The sequence below is a fragment of the Bacillus pumilus genome (assembly GCF_024498355.1).
Lineage (GTDB): Bacteria > Bacillota > Bacilli > Bacillales > Bacillaceae > Bacillus > Bacillus pumilus_P.
Genome location: NZ_CP101833.1, coordinates 3,206,716 through 3,228,278 on the forward strand (window position 1 = coordinate 3,206,716; position 21,563 = coordinate 3,228,278).

Annotated in this window: 24 protein-coding genes and 1 pseudogene; 15 read left to right on the forward strand and 10 right to left on the reverse strand. The window is 40.9% G+C overall.

Annotated features, from left to right (window positions below; all coding sequences use genetic code 11):
- The first annotated feature begins 127 nt into the window (after positions 1–127).
- Positions 128–1,183 carry a tetratricopeptide repeat protein gene (locus NPA43_RS16370; RefSeq protein WP_099726470.1) on the forward strand — a complete coding sequence of 352 codons (1,056 nt, stop codon included), beginning with the start codon at positions 128–130 and terminating at the stop codon, positions 1,181–1,183.
- A gap of 14 nt (positions 1,184–1,197) precedes the next feature.
- Here NPA43_RS16370 and NPA43_RS16375 read toward each other — a convergent pair whose 3' ends face one another.
- The 4 genes from NPA43_RS16375 to spoIIID all read right to left on the reverse strand — a co-directional run bounded on the left by NPA43_RS16375 (position 1,198) and on the right by spoIIID (position 4,475).
- Positions 1,198–2,016, reverse strand: a complete 819-nt coding sequence (locus NPA43_RS16375) for a flagellar hook-basal body protein (RefSeq protein ID WP_230030634.1) — start codon at positions 2,014–2,016, stop codon at positions 1,198–1,200.
- A 30-nt stretch (positions 2,017–2,046) separates the two neighbouring features.
- Positions 2,047–2,886 (reverse strand): flagellar hook-basal body protein, encoded by an 840-nt coding sequence (locus NPA43_RS16380; protein WP_099726472.1) that lies wholly within the window; start codon positions 2,884–2,886, stop codon positions 2,047–2,049.
- A gap of 124 nt (positions 2,887–3,010) precedes the next feature.
- Positions 3,011–4,012 carry a cell shape-determining protein Mbl gene (mbl, locus tag NPA43_RS16385; RefSeq protein WP_034318394.1) on the reverse strand — a complete coding sequence of 334 codons (1,002 nt, stop codon included), beginning with the start codon at positions 4,010–4,012 and terminating at the stop codon, positions 3,011–3,013.
- A gap of 184 nt (positions 4,013–4,196) precedes the next feature.
- On the reverse strand, positions 4,197–4,475 hold the full coding sequence (gene spoIIID, locus NPA43_RS16390; RefSeq protein WP_008343327.1) for a sporulation transcriptional regulator SpoIIID: 279 nt from the start codon (positions 4,473–4,475) through the stop codon (positions 4,197–4,199).
- A gap of 348 nt (positions 4,476–4,823) precedes the next feature.
- Between spoIIID and NPA43_RS16395 the strand changes: the two genes are divergently transcribed.
- The 3 genes from NPA43_RS16395 (at position 4,824) to NPA43_RS16405 (ending at position 7,151) form a co-directional block, all read left to right on the forward strand.
- The gene (locus tag NPA43_RS16395; RefSeq protein WP_099726473.1) at positions 4,824–5,237 is read left to right on the forward strand and encodes a MarR family winged helix-turn-helix transcriptional regulator; all 414 of its coding nucleotides are present in this window, start codon (positions 4,824–4,826) and stop codon (positions 5,235–5,237) included.
- Between the two features lie 15 nt (positions 5,238–5,252).
- Positions 5,253–6,440 (forward strand): MFS transporter, encoded by a 1,188-nt coding sequence (locus NPA43_RS16400; protein ID WP_230030633.1) that lies wholly within the window; start codon positions 5,253–5,255, stop codon positions 6,438–6,440.
- A 111-nt stretch (positions 6,441–6,551) separates the two neighbouring features.
- Positions 6,552–7,151, forward strand: coding sequence for an undecaprenyl-diphosphatase (locus tag NPA43_RS16405; RefSeq protein WP_099726475.1), 600 nt, complete (start codon positions 6,552–6,554; stop codon positions 7,149–7,151).
- A gap of 38 nt (positions 7,152–7,189) precedes the next feature.
- Here the strand turns inward: NPA43_RS16405 and NPA43_RS16410 are convergent, their stop codons facing one another.
- Complete coding sequence (locus tag NPA43_RS16410; protein WP_230030632.1) at positions 7,190–8,578, reverse strand: MFS transporter; 1,389 nt, start codon at positions 8,576–8,578, stop codon at positions 7,190–7,192.
- Positions 8,579–8,756: 178 nt separating this feature from the next.
- Here NPA43_RS16410 and NPA43_RS16415 point away from each other — a divergent pair.
- From NPA43_RS16415 to NPA43_RS16435, 5 genes and pseudogenes are all read left to right on the forward strand, one after another.
- A pseudogene (locus tag NPA43_RS16415) lies at positions 8,757–9,643 on the forward strand (transporter substrate-binding domain-containing protein).
- 41 nt (positions 9,644–9,684) lie between these two features.
- A complete protein-coding gene (locus NPA43_RS16420) occupies positions 9,685–10,362 on the forward strand; it encodes an amino acid ABC transporter permease (protein ID WP_099726477.1) in 678 nt (225 codons plus the stop codon).
- A gap of 10 nt (positions 10,363–10,372) precedes the next feature.
- Complete coding sequence (locus NPA43_RS16425) at positions 10,373–11,113, forward strand: amino acid ABC transporter ATP-binding protein (protein ID WP_099726478.1); 741 nt, start codon at positions 10,373–10,375, stop codon at positions 11,111–11,113.
- Positions 11,114–11,304: 191 nt separating this feature from the next.
- Positions 11,305–12,513 carry an ammonium transporter gene (locus NPA43_RS16430; RefSeq protein WP_099726479.1) on the forward strand — a complete coding sequence of 403 codons (1,209 nt, stop codon included), beginning with the start codon at positions 11,305–11,307 and terminating at the stop codon, positions 12,511–12,513.
- A gap of 18 nt (positions 12,514–12,531) precedes the next feature.
- Positions 12,532–12,879 (forward strand): P-II family nitrogen regulator, encoded by a 348-nt coding sequence (locus NPA43_RS16435; protein WP_007497589.1) that lies wholly within the window; start codon positions 12,532–12,534, stop codon positions 12,877–12,879.
- 93 nt (positions 12,880–12,972) lie between these two features.
- Here the strand turns inward: NPA43_RS16435 and NPA43_RS16440 are convergent, their stop codons facing one another.
- A complete protein-coding gene (locus tag NPA43_RS16440; RefSeq protein WP_099726480.1) occupies positions 12,973–13,869 on the reverse strand; it encodes a stage II sporulation protein SpoIIQ in 897 nt (298 codons plus the stop codon).
- Between the two features lie 116 nt (positions 13,870–13,985).
- Between NPA43_RS16440 and NPA43_RS16445 the strand changes: the two genes are divergently transcribed.
- A complete protein-coding gene (locus tag NPA43_RS16445; RefSeq protein ID WP_180275478.1) occupies positions 13,986–14,495 on the forward strand; it encodes a GNAT family N-acetyltransferase in 510 nt (169 codons plus the stop codon).
- A 213-nt stretch (positions 14,496–14,708) separates the two neighbouring features.
- On the opposite strand, the gene NPA43_RS16450 is transcribed toward NPA43_RS16445, so the two are convergent.
- Genes NPA43_RS16450 through NPA43_RS16460 form a run of 3 tightly spaced genes read right to left on the reverse strand, consistent with a single transcriptional unit; the run spans position 14,709 to position 17,594 of the window.
- Positions 14,709–15,239 carry a TlpA family protein disulfide reductase gene (locus NPA43_RS16450; RefSeq protein WP_256499068.1) on the reverse strand — a complete coding sequence of 177 codons (531 nt, stop codon included), beginning with the start codon at positions 15,237–15,239 and terminating at the stop codon, positions 14,709–14,711.
- The gene (locus NPA43_RS16455) at positions 15,236–15,793 is read right to left on the reverse strand and encodes a MauE/DoxX family redox-associated membrane protein (RefSeq protein ID WP_256499069.1); all 558 of its coding nucleotides are present in this window, start codon (positions 15,791–15,793) and stop codon (positions 15,236–15,238) included. Before NPA43_RS16455 ends, NPA43_RS16450 begins: the two co-directional genes overlap by 4 nt.
- Before the next feature lies 1 nt (position 15,794).
- Positions 15,795–17,594: an ABC transporter ATP-binding protein gene (locus NPA43_RS16460; RefSeq protein WP_256499070.1), complete on the reverse strand. Its 1,800-nt coding sequence runs from the start codon at positions 17,592–17,594 to the stop codon at positions 15,795–15,797.
- 98 nt (positions 17,595–17,692) lie between these two features.
- On the opposite strand from NPA43_RS16460, the gene NPA43_RS16465 reads away from it, so the two are divergent.
- A complete protein-coding gene (locus NPA43_RS16465) occupies positions 17,693–18,202 on the forward strand; it encodes a thioredoxin fold domain-containing protein (protein ID WP_256499071.1) in 510 nt (169 codons plus the stop codon).
- A 48-nt stretch (positions 18,203–18,250) separates the two neighbouring features.
- Here NPA43_RS16465 and NPA43_RS16470 read toward each other — a convergent pair whose 3' ends face one another.
- Complete coding sequence (locus NPA43_RS16470) at positions 18,251–18,652, reverse strand: hypothetical protein (RefSeq protein WP_099726485.1); 402 nt, start codon at positions 18,650–18,652, stop codon at positions 18,251–18,253.
- Positions 18,653–19,178: 526 nt separating this feature from the next.
- Here NPA43_RS16470 and NPA43_RS16475 point away from each other — a divergent pair.
- The 4 genes from NPA43_RS16475 (at position 19,179) to rpsN (ending at position 21,458) form a co-directional block, all read left to right on the forward strand.
- A complete protein-coding gene (locus NPA43_RS16475; protein ID WP_099726486.1) occupies positions 19,179–19,601 on the forward strand; it encodes a DUF5362 family protein in 423 nt (140 codons plus the stop codon).
- Positions 19,602–19,745: 144 nt separating this feature from the next.
- Positions 19,746–19,895 (forward strand): 50S ribosomal protein L33, encoded by a 150-nt coding sequence (gene rpmG / locus NPA43_RS16480; RefSeq protein WP_003214771.1) that lies wholly within the window; start codon positions 19,746–19,748, stop codon positions 19,893–19,895.
- Positions 19,896–19,975: 80 nt separating this feature from the next.
- Entirely contained in the window at positions 19,976–21,172 is a 1,197-nt protein-coding gene (locus tag NPA43_RS16485; RefSeq protein WP_230030626.1) for a GTP-binding protein, read from the forward strand.
- A 16-nt stretch (positions 21,173–21,188) separates the two neighbouring features.
- Positions 21,189–21,458 carry a 30S ribosomal protein S14 gene (gene rpsN, locus NPA43_RS16490; RefSeq protein ID WP_230030625.1) on the forward strand — a complete coding sequence of 90 codons (270 nt, stop codon included), beginning with the start codon at positions 21,189–21,191 and terminating at the stop codon, positions 21,456–21,458.
- Positions 21,459–21,563: the final 105 nt, after the last annotated feature.

Below are 21,563 nucleotides of genomic sequence, written 5' to 3' on the forward strand. Positions count from 1 at the left end.
CACATTTATGGTAAAAAATAGAATCTACCATTACCAATTGTCATCAAATATAATCCACACTACACTCATTGTTTTTTCACAAATATGGTAATATATATTACATCATTGATTGAATAAGAGGGTAAAAATGAATTTTATGAGCGATAAATCCATTAAAAAACTTCTCCATTCGTGGTATACAATGCTAAAGCATCGACATTTTTCGAAGGCTGAAGATATCAAAACAACTCTATCAAAACATAAACGTAAATTATCAAAGAAACTGGAGCTTTATTTACATTATCAACTCATGCTATTCCGTCATCAGCTCTGGATGAATCAGACAGAGGACTTAGAAAAACTCAAACATGAACTGATGCTCCATAAGGATCAAATGAACGAAGAACTGCAATATTATTTTTACTTCTTTCTCGGACTATACGAATCTTTAAACAGCGATCAAAATGACGCCATTCATTATCTTGAAAAGGCAGAAGGACGCCTTCCCTTACTAAACGATGAGCTGGAGGAAGCAGAATTCCATTTTCGTACAAGTGGTGTTTATTATAACAACCGCTACTCGTTGTTATCGATTCGTCATATTCAAAAAGCCATGGATATCTTCGCCAAGCACGGGGATATCCATAGCATTTATCGTTGTAAAATTGTGCTCGCCCTTAACTTTAGCGACCAAAAGAAATATGAGGAAGCAGAAGCTATTTTCATTGAGATTATCGAATACGTGAAAATGATTGATGACCAAGAACTGCTTGGAATCGTTTATTATGATGCTGGTTTTATTCAATCAAGACAAAACCGCCATAAGGTAGCACTAGAATACTTTAAAAAAGCGCTTCGTCTCCCAGCATACCGGAAGTCCGCGCACTCCTACGTATCGTGTCTCTACGAAACTGTGCGTTCCTGTTTTAAAGAAAATTTAACAGATGAAGGAATGAAATATATACAAAAAGGGCTAAAAGAAGCGGTTGCTTCTCAGTTTGATATATTAAGAATCAAGTTCCAAATCCTATTCCTTCTCTACAGCGAAACGCCCAAAGCAGATGAGCAGATTGCCACGCTCGTCACATGTCTTGAACGAAAAGAAGCCTGGATTGATCTTGAGGATCTACTTGCAGATGTCTCAGATTTTTATAAAAAAAAGGGCGACTTTGAGAGAGCCGCCTTTTTTATCATGAGAGGCTGACATCAGCCTGCTGATTATCTAATCGTATTCACTAATCCCAGCATCTGATCACCCATCGTAATGGTTCTTGAGTTCATCTGATAAGAGCGCTGTGTTGTCATTAAATCAGTTAATTCTTTAGACATGTCCACATTTGAGGTTTCAAGTGCACCTTGCTGAAGCTGAATGGCTTGGCGGTTTGCCCCATTCAGTGCCGTTAATGCGCCTTGATAATTACCGTCTACTGAGAACAAATTCTCTCCTTCAGAGATGAGTGCTGAAGAATTATTGACTTGTACAACGCCTAGATTCACCTGCTGATTCGGTTGATTATCTCTAGAAATAGCCGTGAGCCGTCCATTTTTATCAATGGAAATATCACGAAAATTAGCATTTAAGACGATCGCATTTCCGTTTTCATCAAGAATCGGATGGCCTTCACTTGTAACCAGCTGAACTTGGTTACGGTTATTGCCTGGCTGTAAATAAAGAGAACCGTCTCTTGTGTAACGGATATTACCGCTGGCATTGACCTGCAAATACTGCGATGGCGCCCCAAATGCAACATCAAGATCACGGCCTGTTTCTTTAATAGAGCCTTGCAATGAGTTAATGGATGCATTGACCATTGTACCAGTTCCAAGCCGTAGCCCAGCAGGTGTCAGACGACTGTTTGCCACCTGCTCATTTTTTTCATCTACCTGATTAAACTGCTGTCTGACCAGCTCTGAGAATCGGGTGTTTTTCGCACGATATCCTGTTGTTTCACTGTTGGCAATGTTGTTACTGATGATATCAAGCTGCTTTTGCACCTCGTTCATCGACACAGCTGCATTAATCATCGTTCTAATCATGAGAATCCTCCTTTCCCTTTCATTTCTTGATTAGTATACTCTTCCGATTTCATTCACAGCTTTTTCTAAGCTTTTATCATACGCCTGAACAACTTTTTGGTTTGTTTCGAATGCTCGATAGGCTGTTGTCATTTCTGTATATGATTTTGTCACATCAACGTTCGACAGCTCTGATACACCTTGACTTAACGTATAGGACATTTGACCGTTATTTACTGCACTTGGAAGGGGCTGGTTATCAGCCGTACGGTATAAATCATTTCCTTCACGCGCAAGATTTCTTGTGTCCATTGCGACACGTACATCGATTTGCCCGAGATTTTGTCCATTTTCACTTACAGTACCATCTGCGTTCACTTTGAAATTCTCACTCTGAACTGTAATCGGCTGACCAGTCACTGAAAGAAGGGCACGGCCACCAATGGTCAACTGATTTTGTGCGTTCAATGTAATGGAACTACTTTTCGTATAACGAACGCCTTCTGGTGTGTTGACGGCATAAAACAGCGCTGATTTTTGATTTGTCTCCGGGTTGATTGGCACATTATTTTCTACTAATGCGACATCAGTTGTTTGATCCGTTGTTTTTAATGTTCCTTGTGTAAATTGAGGGATCAGTTCCTGCATATATGTCCCAGTATTAATTCCACCAATCGGCGTTTGTTGCGGGACATTAAAGCCTTTGCCTGAGGATGCTTGGAAACGTCCTGATTCCATTCGGCTCAGCAGCATCTCTGGAAACGCCCGCATTGCCCCTTCATCAGCTTTATACCCTGGTGTATTTGCATTTGCGATATTATTTGAAAGCATTTCTGTCCGCCGCTCTTGAGCGATCATGGCAGATGTTGCGGTGTATAGTCCTTTTAACACGTGCTCACCTCATTAAGATTCTTTCACATGACCTCAACACAATCTTCTATGAAATATATCGGCATATTTGCAGGGTTCTTTAATAAAAATCCCCCATTCTTTCTAAAAAGAATGAGGGGAATCATTAGCTGAGTTTACGCTTTGGCAGCTTGTCCATATTATCAAGCATCACGCCAGTACCAACTGCTACACAGTCCATAGGATTTTCAGCAACGAAAACTGGTACTTTCAGCTCTTCTGCAAGCAATTGATCAAGCCCGTTTAGAAGACCTCCGCCACCTGTAATGATGACTCCGCGATCGATGATATCAGCTGATAATTCGGGCGGTGTTCTCTCAAGAACTTGCTTCGCTGCCTGAACAATCGCAGATACAGATTCACGTAATGCTTCTTCTACTTCTTTGCTTGTGACGGTAATCGTTCTTGGTAATCCTGTCACCATGTCTCGTCCACGAATCGAAATCTCTTCGTTACGTGCGTCTGGGAATACCGTTGCAACTTGGATCTTAATATCCTCTGATGTACGCTCACCGATCAACAGCTTGTACTCTTTTTTAATGTAATTCAAAATTTCCAGATCAAATTTGTCTCCAGCCATTTTAATAGAAGAGGCGGTTACAATGTCACCCATAGAGATGACAGCAATATCTGTCGTTCCGCCTCCAATATCTACGACCATGTTTCCACTTGGCTGAAAAATGTCCATACCAGCACCAATGGCTGCTACTTTTGGCTCTTCTTCAAGAAATACATGCTTCCCGCCGCTTTTTTCAGCAGCTTCTTTGATCGCCTTTTGCTCAACAGATGTAATGTTTGTTGGGCAGCAGATGAGCATACGAGGCTTAGAGAACAGCCCTTTTACATTTAATTTGTTAATAAAATGCTTGAGCATTGCTTCCGTTACTTCAAAATCAGCAATTACGCCATCTTTTAATGGTCGAATCGCAACAATATTCCCAGGCGTACGTCCAACCATACGTCTAGCCTCTTCTCCAACAGCCAGTACTTTCCCGCTATTTTTGTCAAGTGCTACTACAGATGGTTCATTCAACACAATTCCTTTTCCTTTGACATGAATCAGTACATTGGCAGTACCAAGATCAATTCCAATATCCCTAGCAAACATCTATATATATCCTCCTTGAAAATCTGTTTCCATAGCAAATACCACATTCTGCCCTAATTATATATTCTATCATAATTTGCAGAAAAAAAGATATTTCTTTACAAAAGTCTTTACAAAATTTGTGGTTAGAAACTACCGATATGAGGAAGATATATATATCATGTTTATGAACAAAGAACTAAGCTTACTGTTTCACAGGCTCGCCTTCTAAAATTTCTTCTTTTTTATACTTTAACTTGGTGGCTTCTCCTCCTCGCAAGTGGCGGATTGATTTATGATAATCCAGTATCTCCTTCACTTCATTAGCCAGATCTGGATTAATTTCTGGCAGTCTTTCTGTTAGATCCTTGTGTACAGTACTTTTAGAGACTCCAAATTCTTTCGCAATAACACGAACGGTTTTCTTTGTCTCCACGATATACTTTCCTATCTTGATTGTTCGCTCTTTGATGTAATCGTGCACACCACTCGACCTCCCTAAAATGGATGTGAGAAGTGTGAAATGAGATCCGTATGAAGATTATCCATTTTTAGCAGCGCTTGTTCGTCGTAATTTCTCATCCATTAGGTAGTAAATGCCAAACACGATCCCTCACCTCAAACACTCTCTTTGTCAGGTTTGTAACAGTGTATTAGCATTGCATAGGGAATATGCTAAAAATGAAGATGGGACAAGGGATTTATCAGAAAAGGCAAAATAAAAAATTCATTTCGGGTGGCGAAAATTTTCACTTTACAAGCATGGATCAAGCACGTAAAATAGAAAAGGTGAATTTATTTACCTAGATAAATATTTAATAAAGGTGAGCATATGGATACGTTAAACAGAGAGTGTTTACATCAAATACATCAAAGCGCCAGGCTGCTGTCTAAAAAGGCGAACGAAGCGCTTGCTGCTTATGACTTGTACATGTCCCAGTGGACTGTACTTTTTTGTTTGGATACATTCGGCCCGAAAACACAAAAAGACATTTGGACATATTTGAACGTCGAAGCACCAACCATTACCAGAACCGTCACCCGTCTAGAAGCAAACGGCTGGGTGAAGCGCGTACAAGGAAAAGACAAACGTGAAAATCTCATCGTGATGACAGATGATGCAAAAGCTCGATTTGAAGAAATTAAGCACACGATAGAACAATTTGAAGAAGAATGTCTTTCAGACTTTACCTACGAAGAAAAACAACTCCTCCATACCCTTTTACACAAATTATCAACTGAATAGGAAGTGACATACATCATGAACGAACGCATTTGGACGAGAGACTTTATCATGATTGTCCTGGTGAATTTATTTACATTCACCTCTTTTTATGCCCTTTTGACATTGTTGCCCATTTACACAATGGATGAACTAAATGGAACAGAAACACAGGGCGGACTCCTTGTGACGGTCTTCTTATTATCCGCCATTGTGACGAGACCGTTTTCCGGAGCCATTATTGAGAAATTCGGCAAAAAACGCATGGCAATTTTCTCTTCAACGGCTTTTGCCTTACTCACTTATTTATACATTCCGATTGATCAATTCCAACCGCTGCTCATGCTGCGTTTTGTACAAGGAATCTTTTTTAGCATTTTGACGACAGTAGCGAGTGCCATTGCTGCCGATATGATCCCGAAAAACAAACGCGGGGAAGGCTTAGGATACTTTGTGATGTCAATGAACCTCGCAGTGGTCATTGGTCCGTTTATCGCACTGAATCAAGTAGGAAAAGTAGGATTCCATTCCTTATTCCTTCTCTTTTCCATCATCGTGACCATCGGAGCAGCTTTTACTATCATGATTAGACAGCCAGAGCCCGAAAACGGAGGAAGCGTCGTCTTTCGATTCACTTTTTCTCACCTGTTTGAAAAAGGTGCATTAAAAACAGCGGCAGTCGGAATCATTATTTCCTTCTGTTATTCGCCAATCATTTCATTTATTTCAGTTTATGCCAATTCACTTCATCTGATGGATGCAAGCAGTTATTTTTTCATTGTTTTTGCGGCTGCGATGCTTGGATCACGTCCGTTTACAGGCAGACTTTTTGACCGAGTAGGACCTCACATTGTGATCTATCCATCCATTGCCCTTTTTGCAATAGGTTTATGGATGCTGACGGCTACACATTCAGCGACAATGCTTCTTTTATCAGGCGCTGTGATTGGCCTTGGCTATGGATCTTTGGTGCCTTGTTTGCAAACACTAGCGATTCAGCACTCTCCAGCTCACCGTACGGGCTATGCAACGGCCACTTTCTTTACACTATATGATACTGGCATTGCTGCTGGTTCATTTGTATTTGGTCTTCTTGTCAGCTTCACAGACTTCTCAAATGTGTATCTCATTGCAGGCATCGTTGTCTTGCTAAGCATGGGCGTTTTTTACTGGAGCGAACGAAAACCCCAAGAAGCAAAAGCACAAAAGGTCTCACTATCAGAATAGGATTCTGTTTTAAACTTCACCGGAAACATGCTAAAATATAGGATATTTCAAATAAAGCATACAGGCTTGTTTGAAAAATAGTTGGCGTTAAGCGAAGGTATAGGTGATGTTTTGAATTACGAATTGTTTAAAGTCATACACGGGATGGCTCATCATTCTGAGTTTTTAGATCAGGCCATGATTTTCATTACGAAAAAGGCCATTCTTGTGTATGCCCTTGTCTTATTGATATGCTGGTTTTTAGGTAATCACAAATTTAAGAAACATGTCTTCTTCTCCGGTGTAACAGGCATCGTGGCACTCATCGTCAATTTTGCTATTACACTGTTTTATTATGAAGAGCGGCCGTTTGTGGCGCATAAAGTCGACACACTCATCCCGCACTCAGCAGATGCTTCCTTCCCAAGTGACCATACAACAGGCGCACTGGCTCTTTCATTAGCCATTAGATCCCGTAATAAAAAGCTCGGCAACATTTTGCTCGTCTTTGGATTACTTACAGGGTTCTCCCGCATCTGGGTCGGGCACCATTATCCACTTGATGTCTTAGGCAGCTTGGTCGTATCGATTGTGGTTGTCTTTATCATGAATAAATTATGGAAGTTCTTTGACTCTCCAATTGATCGCATCGTGACGTTCTATGAGACAATGATGGGGAAAATATTCAGAAGGAAGCAAAAGGATCAGGGCTCTGACCTGTCCAATTCTTAAGCGGCTTGCGATAAAGTGATGAAGATTCTTCTTCCACTTTATCCGGCCGCTTTTTTTATGGGCTGTCTCCCTCTGACCATATTTGAAAAATAAAGACTTACGCCAATGCCAATAAGAGAAATGATGATTAACGTCCACCCTAACTGCTCAAAATGGGAACCAGCGATTTCCTCACCAAACAGCATGCCAAGCACGGCAGATGACAGAATGGAACCAAGGTACCGGCATGTTTGAAAAAGCCCGGAGGATGTACCAATCATTTGCTGAGGACTCGCTTTTAGCATTGCAGCTTGAAGCGCCACATTTCCAATGCCGTAACTGAGTCCAAGTAACGCAAGAACCACTCCTTTCCCCCATAAGGGCGCAGGAATAAAAAAGAATGTCATCGCAGAAGCTCCACCCAGCATCAATACTGTGCTTGCTAAAATCGGATGTCGTTCATCCCCGCGATCCACCCACTTTCCTGTCAGCGGCGACACAATGATGCTCACCCCAGACATACACAGCATAAAAAGACCCGTCATCTCCACACGCCAGCCTAATTCATCTTGGAAATAACTCGGCAAACCAAAAAAGAGACAATAGAAAAAAATATTTAAGATGATAAATTGCACATACACAAATGACAGCCGCTTCTCCTTGCGAAACATCCGAATTTGAATAAACGGTTCATCCACCTGATATTCCCACCAGATAAAAGCACCTGCACTCAGGAGACAAAGAATGCCCTGTACATACTGAATACCATCTGCAAGTGATAATAAAAATGAAAGCAGGAGTACAATACAAGCTGTAAAAAGAAGCATCCCTGGCAAATCGAGCTTTCGTACAGTCTCTCCTATGCGGAGCTTTCTCTTCTTCTGCTCCTTCGGAAACAAAGATAGCCCAAGAAAGAAACTAATCAGAATAAAAGGCAGATTCACTAAAAAGATAGCCGGCCAGCCGCCGATTGTCATCAAAAACCCGCCAAGCGTTGGTCCGAGTGCTGTCATCGCTGAAGCAAAAATGGACAATACCGCTAATGCCGATCCCTGTCTTTCCTTAATATGATCCCGAATGAGTCCAACACCCGAAGGATAAATGGCACTACTTCCAATCGCCTGCAACAGCCGGATCACAATCAGCACCGCAAAAGTCGGGGCAAAAGGGGCACAAATGGCCGAAATGGCCACGAGAGCCAACCCAAATAAAAATAATGTTCTCCGGCTCATCACATGATCCCCAATCCGGCCGCTCACCGGCTGCGTCACCGCACTGGCTAAATAAAAAGTTGAAATGAGCCAGGATACGGTCGTAAACGACAAACCAAACTCATGCTGAATTTGATGCAAGGCCAAAGAAATCATCGAGGAATTCAGTGGATTTAACATCGTTCCAAAGGCAATAGCGGTCAAAAAGACCTTTCGGTTGTCTCTCCACTTGTTCATACACCGACCCCCCTCTTTGTTATATGCCATGTTCTTTGCCTATCCTTCCGTTATTATGAGATTCATTTCCCTTTTTTACCCTTATCAATTCAAGTTCTCTCTTGGAACAGCAAGACATACATTTTAAAAAGGGAGCACCTTAGAAAAGCACATACAAAATTGAGAATATGAGGAAGAGATGGTAATATTCATTTCGTGTTTGAAAGCCTACTTTCTCCTTATAGGAGAACGGCTGAAAAGGAGGAGAAGCATATTATTAAAAAAAGACGGTTTTGGGTCCCAGCCCTTTTTTCGGTTGCAGTATTACTTCTGTCTTCGTGTGGTTCAGATGAAACAAATGGGAACGGAGATAAACGTAATTCTACAGCGAAAGGGTCGCCGATTTTGGAAGATGGAAAATTTGTTTTTGCAGCATCAGGGGAATTTCACCCATTCAGTTACATGGATGGAAACGAGATGTCCGGCTTTGATATCGATGTAGGCAACGCGATTAGCGACAAGCTCGGTCTCGAGCCTGTACAGAAAAAATATAAATTCGCAGGTATTGTCGAAGGCGTGAAAGCAGGGAAATTTGATGCGGCAGTTGCGAGTCATACCATCAATGAGGAACGAAAAAAACACGTCCTTTTTTCTAAACCCTACTACTATTCCGGTCCGCAAATCTTCACAAGACCTGGAGCAGACATTCAAAGTGCTGATGACTTAAAAGACAAAGAAATCGCTGTATCAAAAGGCTCGTCCTACGCTGATATTGCGAAAGAACATAGCGGGCAGGAACCAAAATATTACGACAGTGATGTGGTCGCTTTAGAAGCACTAGCCAACGGAAAACACGATGCGGTCGTGACTGATTTTGCCACAGGTGCAGAAGCCATGAAGAAAAAATTAAAAATCGAAGCGCAGGAAAGACTCGGACAAAGTGAGCAAGCAATCGCTGTGTCAAAAGAGAATAAACAGCTCATAGAAGAGATCAACGATGCGATTGATGCACTAAAAAAAGACGGAACATTAAGACAAATTAGCGAAAAGTATTTTGACGAAGATATTACCGTTAAACAGGATTAAAACCACGATTGTGCGCCCTTTTCCAGGCGCACTTTCTTCAAATGGAGATGATTATTTTGCCTACCCTATCACACTTTTTTCAGACGCTGATTGATTCTAGAGGCATTTTCTTAGAGGGGATGCTGCTCACCTTACAACTAACTGTGATCAGCATCTTCATCGGTATGTTCATTGGGCTCTTCTTTGCTTTACTGAAAATATCCCGCGTCGCGATTTTCGGATATATCGCCAATGCCTATATCTTCCTTGTACGCGGAACACCACTGATTGTGCAAATCTTTATCCTATATTTTGGACTCACGGAATTAAATATACCTGACTTCTGGGCTGCTTCCATTGCGCTTGCCTTTCATAATGGTGCCTATATAGCAGAGATATTCAGAGGCGCCATCCAATCAATCGACCAAGGTCAAAAAGAGGCAGGACGTTCTCTTGGAATGGGCCGCTTTTTAACCATGAGACGTATCATTCTCCCGCAAGCGATGCGGCGCGCCCTTCCCCCTCTCGGTAATCAGTTCATTATCGGGTTAAAAGACTCATCACTTGCCGCCTTTATCAGCGTCAATGAACTATTTAACGTAGCCACCACTCAAGGCTCCAACAGCTTTGACAATATGACGTATTTACTTGTTGTGGCTGTCTATTACTTAGTTCTTGTCCTGCTGTTAACATTCGCTGTCCAAACCTTTGAGAAGAAACTTTCAGTCAGTGACCATTAGGAGGAGAAGCATGACAGAATCAAAGGAAATCATTCGTGTTGAAAAACTCAATAAATACTTCGGGAATCTTCATGTCTTAAAGGATATCGATCTCACCGTGTATGAAAATGATGTCGTCGTCTTAATTGGGGCGAGCGGCTCTGGAAAAAGCACCTTGCTCCGCTGTATGAACTTTTTAGAAATAAAAAATGACGGTCAGATCATCATTGATGGCAGCCCTGTTCAACCAAAGCGTGATCAACTAAACGAAATGAGACAAAAAATAGGCATGGTGTTTCAGCATTTTAATCTCTTTCCGCACAAAACTGTGCTTGAAAACATCATCGAAGCGCCTTTAATGGTGAAGAAAACAAAGAAAGCACAGGCCATCGCTGAAGCCAAAGTCTTGTTAGAAAAAGTCGGACTTGCGGATAAAGCCAAGGTGTATCCTTCTAAACTATCAGGCGGCCAAAAGCAGCGTGTTGCCATTGCACGGTCTCTCGCCATGAAACCTGATGTCATGTTATTTGACGAGCCTACGTCTGCCCTTGACCCAGAGCTTGTAGGCGAGGTGCTGCAAACCATGAAAAGCCTCGCAAAAGAAGGCATGACAATGGTCATAGTTACACATGAAATGGGCTTTGCAAAAGAAGTCGCCGATCGTGTCGTCTATATGCACGAAGGACGTATCGTCGAAGAAGGGATCCCATCGGAATTGTTCGATTCCCCTCAAGAGGAGCGAACCAAACTGTTTCTCAGCTCCATTTTATAGGTCAAACGACCTTTATTTTCGTGATCAACGCACGTTTTTTCTCATTTTTTACGAACGTTTCATCCATTTATATTGAACATAACCAAAAAACATGTTAGATAAACTTACATGTATATGTTATGTGTGACTTTTCTCTCTATAATGAAGAATTAAGAAATCAATTAATTCTGAATGATTCGGGGGAATGCAGCATGCAAATGGGTGATACAGTATTTATGTTCTTCTGCACACTACTCGTGTGGTTAATGACACCGGGTTTAGCTTTATTCTACGGGGGACTTGTGAGAAGTAAAAACGTGTTAAGTACAACAATGCACAGCTTAACATCACTGGCCATCGTCTCGATCGTCTGGATCGTGTTTGGCTATTCCTTGGCTTTTGCGCCAGGCAATGCATGGATCGGGGGCTTTGAATGGGTTGGGTTAAAAGGCGTGGGCTTTGAGCCTGGTTCATATAGCGATACCATCCCACATTCATTGTTCATGATGTTCCAAATGACCTTTGCCGTCTTAACAACAGCCATCATCTCAGGTGCCTTTGCCGAACGTATTCGTTACTCGGCAGTGATCGTGTTTACACTCCTTTGGGTCACATTTGTATACGCGCCAGTCGCACACTGGGTATGGGGCGGTGGTTGGATTGGAGAAATGGGCGCGCTTGACTTCGCTGGAGGAAACGTGGTTCACATCTCATCCGGTGTTGCCGGTCTAATCATTGCAATTGTTCTTGGGAAGCGAAAAGAAGCAGCAAGTTCTTCCCCGCATAACTTGATCTACACACTTCTTGGCGGAGCTGTCATCTGGTTTGGCTGGTTTGGTTTTAACGTTGGGAGCGCCCTGACGTTAGACAGCGTCGCCATGTTTGCCTTTATTAACACCAATACAGCAGCTGCCGCAGGAATCATCGGCTGGCTATTAGTCGAGTGGATGATCAACAAAAAACCAACAATGCTTGGCGCCATCTCTGGAGCCATTGCAGGTCTTGTCGCCATTACACCTGCCGCAGGCTTTGTTACTCCATTTGCTTCTATTATTATAGGAATCATTGGCGGGATCGTCTGTTTCTGGGGAGTCTTCTCCCTCAAAGCCAAATTCGGCTATGATGATGCCCTTGATGCATTCGGCCTTCATGGAATTGGTGGTACTTGGGGAGGCATTGCAACAGGACTTTTCGCAACAACCTCTGTCAATGATGGCGGAGCCAATGGCTTATTTTACGGAGATCCAAGCTTACTTTGGAAGCAAGTTGTCGCCATTGTTGCCACTTACGCCTTTGTTGCTGTTGTAACATACGTGATCATCAAAGTCGTCAATATCTTCTTCAAGATTCGAGCAACCGAAGAAGAAGAATCAGTGGGTCTTGATTTAACCATGCACGGCGAAAAAGCATATCAAGATTAAAGAAAAAGGGGTGTCTCGATGAGCAAAATGTATAAAGTGGAGATTGTCACACGTCCAGCTAATTTTGAAACATTAAAGGTGGAGCTTGGAAAGATTGGTGTCACCTCTATTACCTTTTCAAATGTGCACGGCTGCGGCTTACAAAAGGGACATACAGAGCTATACCGCGGCGTCAAAAAGGAAAGCAACGTGTACGAACGATTAAAGATCGAAATCGTCCTGAGCAAGGTACCTGTCGAACAGGTCGTTGAAACAGCACAAAAAGTACTTCGCACAGGCGAACCAGGGGATGGGAAAATATTTATATATGAAATAGAAAATACAATTAACATCCGAACAGGTGAAGAAGGACCTGCCGCCTTATAGCCTTATAGTACATCCTCCGCCGCGTGGCGGAGGATCTTTTTAAGACAGAAAAAAACTCTGTGTAGTCATCTACACAGAGGATCTTGCAAGACATTAAGATTGTTTTGTTTCTTCTAACTGACTGCTGTCTTTAGAGGAATCTGAAGACTTTTCTTGATCAGAGGATTTCCCCTTCTCATCAGACTTTTCTTCAGATTTTTCTCCAGCAGGCTCTTTGGCCTTATCTTCAGCAGCAGGTTCCTTCGTTTTTTCATCAGCCTTTGGCTGAGCAGGTTCTTTTGCTTCTTCCGTCACTTCTTGTGCTGCTTTTTCAATAGTAGAAACGGGCTTATCAATGAAGCTAAGTGGATTGAGCGCTAAACCTTCCATACGAATTTCAAAATGGACATGGTTACCGCTTTCAGCACCATAAAGATTTTTACCTGAAGCACCGATAACATCATTCTGCTTCACTTCATCGCCTTCTTTTACACTCACTTGCGACAACGATTGATAAACAGTTGACAATCCATCTTCATGTTCAATTTCAACGACATGACCGAGAACTGGATCTTTTTTCGCTTGAACCACTGTTCCACTAAGAGCAGCTGTGACATCAAACACTTTGCCATCTTTATCTGCAAGATCAATACCTTTGCTTAAGGTATAGGTGTTATTATAGTTTACAAGTGCTGCTTCTTTTTCTTTTTGATCAGCATCTGCTTCATAGAACTTTTTCACGACAGAAACATTATCAGAATTCTGGACCGGCATTGCAACATTTTCAATTGGCTTTCCAACTTCAACGGCATCATCACGCTGTTCTTGTCCTGCTTGATTTCCATCAGATAGTTGATCTTTCACATCTTTTGATACAGCTTGATACCAAAGAACTGCTGTTAACACGACCGCTGCGCTGACCAAGTAAATAGCAGGGAATACCCAGCGCTTACGGAAAAATTGCTGAACTTTTGTGATTTTGGAAGTACGTTTCTTTTCTTCCTCTCTCATTTTTCATCACCTCAGCAACATTCTGAACACTTTTCAAAAAATATATACACACGAAATCATTTTTCTTTTTATTTTGCGCAATCGCATCGATAATATGTATGATGAATGAAAAAAAGATGGGGGACTTTATTGTGAAAACTTTCAACCGCATTGCAACAGAAGATGACCTCAAAGCGATCGTCGATATCTACAATTCAACCATTGCTTCAAGAGAAGCGACCGCCGATACAGAACCTGTTACAGTTGAAGACCGCAGGCAATGGTTTTTGAATCATTCAGAGAAAAGACCTCTCTATGTAAAAACAGATGAAGAAGGAAATATCTATGGCTGGCTCAGCTTTGAAACATTTTACGGCAGACCTGCATACAACGGAACCGTTGAATTGAGTATTTATTTGAACCAAGACTATCGAGGAAAAGGCTTAGGATCGCTTTTCTTACAAGAGGCCATTGAATTGGCGCCCTCATTAGGCATCCGAACATTGCTTGCCTTTATTTTCGGGCACAACGAAGCCAGCATTCGACTATTTAAAAAACACGGCTTTGAGACTTGGGGACACCTGCCACGCATCGCAGAAATGGACGGCAGCAGGTACGATTTAGATATACTAGGAAAAGAATTATAAAACCAGTATCTCTAACCATTCAGATTGTTGACAAAGGGCTAAAATGATGTGTATTTTAGCCCTTTGTCTTCTCTTCAGCGTGATAGAAAACCTTTGAAATCTAGGACGCAGCGGAGCGAATTTGACATTCGTAAGCTCCGGCACGCAGGACTGCGGGCGAATGCGAGGGTTTGTCTACACGTTGCAGCGTCTCTAAATCAAAAAGACGCTTTTTTATGAAACGTGCAACAGCTGTTCAAACTGTTTCGCATTTTGAAGAGATTTTCTTTGCAGGATGATTCCGTGTTCATCAATGAGAATCGCTTGCGGGACAACAGTTACCCCATACAGCTCCATGATTTGTGAAGAGCGCATATAAACGGCTTGATCCGGCAGCAATTGAAGAAGCGACGCATCATCCGCTTGTTCATCTCCATTAATAAAAATGAACTGAGCATCATCACTAGAGATCTGCTGCTGCATATCAGCCAAAATGCTTTTGCACGTCATACAAGTAGAATTCACAAATAACAGCATCACGGCTCTCCCGCTTTGCAAATATTCCTTTAAAATCACCTTTTCCCCTAAATGCGTATAGTTTCGAAATAGCGGGGCCGGATCACCCACTTCTGCTTCCTTCAACTCAATCCCATCAAGGGTTTTTATTTTATTCATAAATTTCCCGATAAAACGGGCAAGCAGAAACACCACAGCCAGCTGAGCAATGACAATCAATAACACAATGATTAATAAAATATCTGTCATTTCATTTTATCTCCTTCTATAATTGATCCAAATTGATTGATCCACTTTCGCTTGAATAACATGATTTCTTGACTGACCGCTATGATGAAACAGACAGCCACTGCAATTAGAAAACAAATGATTTTGAAGTGCCATGGAATCGTCACTACATAGGAATGCACATAAAATAACCCCAGTACAAGAGCCAGCATCAGCACATTTCGAATCACAATCCCCCAATGAAGGCGTTCATTTTCAAGAAGACCTCCACAGCCGCACGAAATATCACGATGCCCTCTCAATAAATTGAACGTGACCGCTCCAGTATAGATACATAAAAGTGCTGTAAGACCAATCGCAGGTACGAGAGACATGTTCCAAATGAACAAATGAACAGTACAAACCAGTTCAACAGACAAAAATAAATAAAACATTGGTGCTGCGAAAGATGGAGGCATCAGCCGATAAGCATTCATCTGCTGCACATGCTCCGTCTGTTTTCTCACTTTATCCAGCCATGCACCTGCAAAAATGATTCCTAGTAGATAGACACCTATGAAATAAAAGACACTCACCTTACACCATCTCCTTTTGTTGAAATAGTTGAGATTGTGCCTCGTAAAGCCTTTTGTACTCTCCGTTTAGCGTCATAAGCTCATCATGGTTCCCCTCTTCGACGAAAGCACCATCTTTCATAACGATAATACGGTCTGCTAAGCGGGCCGCTCCCATACGATGTGTAATAAACAAAACACCTTGATCCTGCGTATGATCGAATAACTTTCGAATGAGTGAAATCTCCGACAGTGGGTCGAGAGCAGAAGTTGGTTCATCTAAAATGATAAAATCACTCTCTCTAAAAAAGGTTCTCGCCATCGCAAGCTTTTGCCATTGTCCACCAGACAGTTCATGGCCTTCTTCAAAAAAGCGGCCAAGCTGCGCATCATACGTTTCTTCCATTTGATTGATTCTTTTTTCTATACCTGCTTGCCGCGCAGCTAAAATCATTCGCTCTTCCTCATCTATATCGTCGATACGGCCAAACCCAATGTTTTCTTTCACAGTGAATTCGTACTTCATAAAATCTTGAAAAAGAACAGACATTCTAGCATGATATGACCTTTTATGAATGGTGGAAATAGACTCACCATTGACTTTCTGCATATTCGGCTGATCTGGATCGTATAAGCCGGTCAAACATTTGATCAAGGTGGTTTTACCTGATCCGTTATCCCCGACTAATGCTATACGTTCACCTTTATTGATATGAAAATGTATATGCTCAATAGCAGGCGTTTTCATATTCGGATAAGTAAAAGAGAGATTTTCTAGTGTGATGGACTGAATATGCTCGATCCTCCGAAGCGATGCTGCACTTTCTGACTGTTCATGAATTTCCTCTTCTCTCTTTTGAAAAGTTCTCATTTCATCAACATAAAGACTCGTTTCATATAAACTAGAGAATTCCCTCGTTAAATCTTGAAAACCACTTTGAATGTTTTGTACAGCTTGCAGCACAGCGACAAACGTCCCCGCCGCGATTTTTTTTTGGAAAATAAGAAAGACAATAAAAAGACCGCAGCACACATAGGCAAAGGTCATGAGCAATCCGCCCGCCATCTCCCAGCGGACTTGTCGTTTAAGCAATTTATATTTCTCATCTGCACTTTTTACATAATGACCTTTCCATTTTTGAAGAAGATAATTCCCTATTCCATATAAACGTATTTCCTTCAGAGAATCTCTTTGTGCTACAAGATCGGACACATACATTTCTCTTCGATCATTGGCAGTTAACATGCGGTTTAATTGATAACGCGCACCTCCAAAAAAAAGTTCAATCCACAAGACAGGCAGGGTAAACACGATCAGAATGACCGCCAAGCCCCAGTGGATACCGACCATGTAAATGAGAAGTGATACAACAGTAATCAACGCGCTCATGATTGTGAAAATACTCCTGACCATACTCAGAACGTGCTGATGACTGTTCATCACACGTTGACTTTCATTATAAAAAGACGGGTGTTCAAACGTAATAAACGGAAGCCTTATCGCCTTCTGAAGCAATTCACCCTTCAAATGCAAACCAATCAGATTTGTCGCTTTCTGCTGACTAAGCTGAAGAATGAACTGAAGCCCATATCCTAAAACCACAATGACCATTTGCAACCCAAATAACCACAAAACCTTTTGGATGTCTCCTGAAGAAGTCATAAATAAAATAATTTCATTAATCAATGTTTGAATAATCCAGACGCTAGCCAAGGGCATAAAACCAACGATCACTTGGACCAACAAGGTTAAAAGAAGATAAGAACGACTTCTTTTCCAAGTATAGGAGATTGCATATAAACAATGGTTTACTGTACTCATCAAATGCTCCACCTTACACCATTTAGTATAATTGACATATTTTTGATAATTGTATTATGATAGCTTTGCGTAACTTCACTCTGAGAGGACGATATACGATGAATTCAATCTTACTTTTACAGCTCACTCTTATTCTTTGCAGTCTTTTATTAACTGTCGGAGTCATCACTTATTTAAAACATCAGATGAAGCTGATCATCTTACCTATTCAACATGTTGGACAAAAACTTGTGCATCCGCTTCTCGAACAACCATCACCCATTCATATGAATGATCTGCTGCAAACAAATCAAATGCAGCAATTACTTATTTTCACTGACACAGCATGTCCGCACTGCATCCCGTCACTTGAACAATTCCTAGAAACGAAAGAACAGCGTAAATTAAACGTCTCATTTAGTATCTTGTTAAAGAATGGGCAAGAAAAGGATCAAGAATTATATCGTGATAACCAAACCAACATGCGAATTATCCCGGTAGATGAGCAATTGATAGAGGCATTCCAGATTCAAGAGTTTCCATATTACATCATGGTAGAAGACGATGAAACAATCTCATATGCGGCACCTTTTCCGGATGGTCTTTATTCAAGGTTGCCTGCAAAATAAAGATAAATGAGGCATGTGAAGAGTATCAAACACACGCCTCATTATTTATTATTGTGGATTTGGCTGAACATCCTTATCTTTTTCCCCTGTAGCGATTTCACTAGCTTCACCTGAAGCTGATGCTTGTTCCTCAGCTTGTTCAAACTCACTGCGAGCTTCATTTGAAATGTCTACTTGATCACCGTGCTGATTCACAGTAACGGACGAAGAAGACCCCTCTTTTTGAACCTCTTCCTCTAGTTCCTTTAATTTAGAAACATGAAGCTCTAAATCTTTTCCTTGCTGAACTAAAGTCAGTTGTTGAAATAATGCCTTTCTCTCTTCTGGAGAATGGTCGCCTTGAACAATTTGCGCAGCTTGGGTTAAAAAAGAATTTGATGTCTGGCCCGCTTGACGACTGTTCGACGTCTGCATAGCATCTGTTAAGAATGAAATTGAAGATATGCTCATGCGTTCACATCCTATTAAATAAGATACCTAGATTTAGCAGCCGCATCTAACGCGTTCTTGGCTAGTACAAATCTCACCTGTGTCACGATCCACGTAGTAACGGAAAGTTCCAACACCTTGAAGGAAACAAGTTGGTGCTGATTTGCAAGAAGTTACTAATTTTTGCAAAATGCATCTAGCAGCTGCAGGTTGAACATTGGTCATTTTGTTTAAAAAACGATCTAACATATGAATTCCACCTTCCAATTTTTATGGTAATACAACACAATAATAACCAATCTAAAGACAACTAACAACATATTTTGATATTTTTACTAATTATTTTTAACTACTATCCTTATTTATGACATAATTTGTCGTTAAAAATCATAGTAAATGTTACTTTTTTCTTATTTGAAAATAATTTATTTATCCATAAATAGTAAAGTGAAGATAGAAACATTTTTAATTGTTCAACATTCACTCTTCCTAAAGTACTACTTGCTCAAGTATGATAAAGAGTGAATACATAAAGGAGTGAACACGATTGCAACAAACTGAAAAAATCATTCAATCTCTTCATTCAATAGCAAAGTGGGGAAAAGTTGGTAGTATCTTTCTCTATATTTCAGGTGGACTTTCGATCCTTATTGGGTTTTGGCTTGTTCTTCCTGCTGCCCTTGGCGTTTTCCTCATTATGATGGGGATACATGTACAAAAATCTGTGAAAGCAGCTGAACAATTGATTCAAGCTCCTGATACTTCTTACGAAGACTTGTTAGAACAATATGCTAAGATGATGAAAATGCAGACACTGTTCGCCATTTCAAGTATTGCCGCAGTCATTCTCTCATTCATCGCCATCATTTTGATGCTTGTACTAGGAGGACTAGCCTTTCTCCAAGAGATCCCTAGTGATGTCCAGCAGTACGAAGGTGATTACGAACAAGAACTCGGTGACTTTTATTAAAGGATGGGGGTATCAATTAAAATTCGATACCCCTTTGTTTTGTGATTTGGCATTGATCATTTGATACTAAGCTTGACAATCAGCCTTTATCATTTTAAAATACAAATCGTAACTATTACGAATTAAAGGAGGATCATATCACTTATGCGTGTGAAAATCACCTTAGCCTGTACTGAAACAGGTGACAGAAACTATATCACTACAAAAAATAAACGAACAAATCCAGACCGATTGGAATTAAAAAAATATTCTCCTCGATTAAAGAAATATACCCTTCATAGAGAAACAAAATAATTTTTTAAGTTTTAAATCGTAATGATTACTTTTAAGTGAGGCGGAAAACAAAATGAGCATTTTCAAAAGGACAGAAACAAATGAATAAACGAATACCTGTTACAGTATTAAGCGGCTTTTTAGGAGCGGGAAAAACAACGATATTAAATCATGTTCTTCAAAATCGTAAAGGATTAAAAGTAGCTGTTATTGTAAATGACATGAGTGAAATTAATATTGATGCGGAATTAGTCAAGCAAGGCGGCGAGCTCTCTCGATCAGATGAGAAACTTGTTGAACTATCTAATGGTTGTATTTGCTGCACATTGAGAGAGGATTTATTAATCGAAGTAGAACGCCTTTGTAAGGCTGGTAATATCGATTATATCGTCATTGAGTCAACAGGTATTAGTGAACCAATCCCTGTCGCTCAAACTTTTTCTTACATCGATGAAGAAATGGGCATAGACTTGACACGCTTTTGCCGGCTAGACACGATGGTAACAGTGGTAGATGCAAACCGTTTCTGGACTGATTTCCAATCTGGAGAAAGTCTATTAGATCGTAAAGAAGCCGTTTCCGATGATGATGAACGTGAAATTTCCGATTTACTCATTGATCAAATTGAATTTTGTGACGTGCTGATTATCAATAAATGTGATCTTGTATCACCATCAGAACTAGATCGACTTGAGCACGTGCTAACCACACTTCAACCAGAAGCAACTATCATAAGAACCACAAAAGGTAAAGTACAGCCAAGCGACATTTTGAATACTGGTTTATTCGACTTTGAAAAATCCAGTGCTTCTGCTGGCTGGATAAAAGAAATCAACGCTGGACATTCTCAGCATACGCCGGAAACAGAAGAATACCAAATCTCATCATTTGTTTATGAAAGAAGACTCCCTTTTCATACCGGCAGGCTGAATAATTGGTTAGATCAGATGCCTGAGCAGATTGTTCGCGCTAAAGGATTTACATGGCTTGCCACACATAATGATTTAACCATTTTAATTTCACAAGCCGGAAAATCCGTGGCAATTGAACCTATTGCATACTGGATTGATGCCTTGTCCGAGCAAGAAAAAGCACGGATTTTAAATCAGGAACCAGAGCTTCTTGATGAGTGGGACGCAGAGTTTGGCGATCGACATACTAAACTGGTTTTTATCGGTGTGGACTTACCTAAAGCAGATATCATTCGCACACTTGATCAATGCTTACTCACTCCTGAGGAATTTGATCAAGATTGGACAACGTTTGAAGACCCCTTTCAATGGAAAATACACAATTAAACCAGGAGGGTTTTAAATGGCAAAGAAATCAAAGATTGCTAAAGAAAAAAAGCGGCAGCAGCTTGTTTTGAAATATGCGGAATTAAGGAAAGAGTTAAAAGAAAAAGGTGACTTTGAAGCTTTGCAGAAATTACCTAGAGATTCCTCTCCCACTCGCTTAAAAAACCGCTGTGAATTAACGGGCCGTCCTAGAGGTTACTTACGGAAGTTCAAAATGTCTAGGATTGCTTTTCGTGAGCTTGCTTATAAAGGCCATATCCCAGGAGTGAAAAAATCGAGCTGGTAAAGATTGATTCGATGTTATCACAGCTCCTGTAAAAGTAAAGCAGCGCAGTATGATTGAAAATCTATTTTCCACACTTATCTGACGGTTTTTGAGGCAAAAAATAGC

Coding starts and splice junctions, on each gene's coding strand:
- NPA43_RS16370 (WP_099726470.1), top strand. CDS start 128: ATGAATTTTATGAGCGATAAATCCATTAAAAAACTTCTCCATTCGTGG.
- NPA43_RS16375 (WP_230030634.1), bottom strand. CDS start 2,016: ATGATTAGAACGATGATTAATGCAGCTGTGTCGATGAACGAGGTGCAA.
- mbl (WP_034318394.1), bottom strand. CDS start 4,012: ATGTTTGCTAGGGATATTGGAATTGATCTTGGTACTGCCAATGTACTG.
- NPA43_RS16395 (WP_099726473.1), top strand. CDS start 4,824: ATGGATACGTTAAACAGAGAGTGTTTACATCAAATACATCAAAGCGCC.
- NPA43_RS16400 (WP_230030633.1), top strand. CDS start 5,253: ATGAACGAACGCATTTGGACGAGAGACTTTATCATGATTGTCCTGGTG.
- NPA43_RS16410 (WP_230030632.1), bottom strand. CDS start 8,578: ATGAACAAGTGGAGAGACAACCGAAAGGTCTTTTTGACCGCTATTGCC.
- NPA43_RS16420 (WP_099726477.1), top strand. CDS start 9,685: ATGGAGATGATTATTTTGCCTACCCTATCACACTTTTTTCAGACGCTG.
- NPA43_RS16425 (WP_099726478.1), top strand. CDS start 10,373: ATGACAGAATCAAAGGAAATCATTCGTGTTGAAAAACTCAATAAATAC.
- NPA43_RS16430 (WP_099726479.1), top strand. CDS start 11,305: ATGCAAATGGGTGATACAGTATTTATGTTCTTCTGCACACTACTCGTG.
- NPA43_RS16435 (WP_007497589.1), top strand. CDS start 12,532: ATGAGCAAAATGTATAAAGTGGAGATTGTCACACGTCCAGCTAATTTT.
- NPA43_RS16440 (WP_099726480.1), bottom strand. CDS start 13,869: ATGAGAGAGGAAGAAAAGAAACGTACTTCCAAAATCACAAAAGTTCAG.
- NPA43_RS16445 (WP_180275478.1), top strand. CDS start 13,986: ATGGGGGACTTTATTGTGAAAACTTTCAACCGCATTGCAACAGAAGAT.
- NPA43_RS16450 (WP_256499068.1), bottom strand. CDS start 15,239: ATGACAGATATTTTATTAATCATTGTGTTATTGATTGTCATTGCTCAG.
- NPA43_RS16460 (WP_256499070.1), bottom strand. CDS start 17,594: ATGAGTACAGTAAACCATTGTTTATATGCAATCTCCTATACTTGGAAA.
- NPA43_RS16465 (WP_256499071.1), top strand. CDS start 17,693: ATGAATTCAATCTTACTTTTACAGCTCACTCTTATTCTTTGCAGTCTT.
- NPA43_RS16470 (WP_099726485.1), bottom strand. CDS start 18,652: ATGAGCATATCTTCAATTTCATTCTTAACAGATGCTATGCAGACGTCG.
- rpmG (WP_003214771.1), top strand. CDS start 19,746: ATGCGTGTGAAAATCACCTTAGCCTGTACTGAAACAGGTGACAGAAAC.
- NPA43_RS16485 (WP_230030626.1), top strand. CDS start 19,976: ATGAATAAACGAATACCTGTTACAGTATTAAGCGGCTTTTTAGGAGCG.
- rpsN (WP_230030625.1), top strand. CDS start 21,189: ATGGCAAAGAAATCAAAGATTGCTAAAGAAAAAAAGCGGCAGCAGCTT.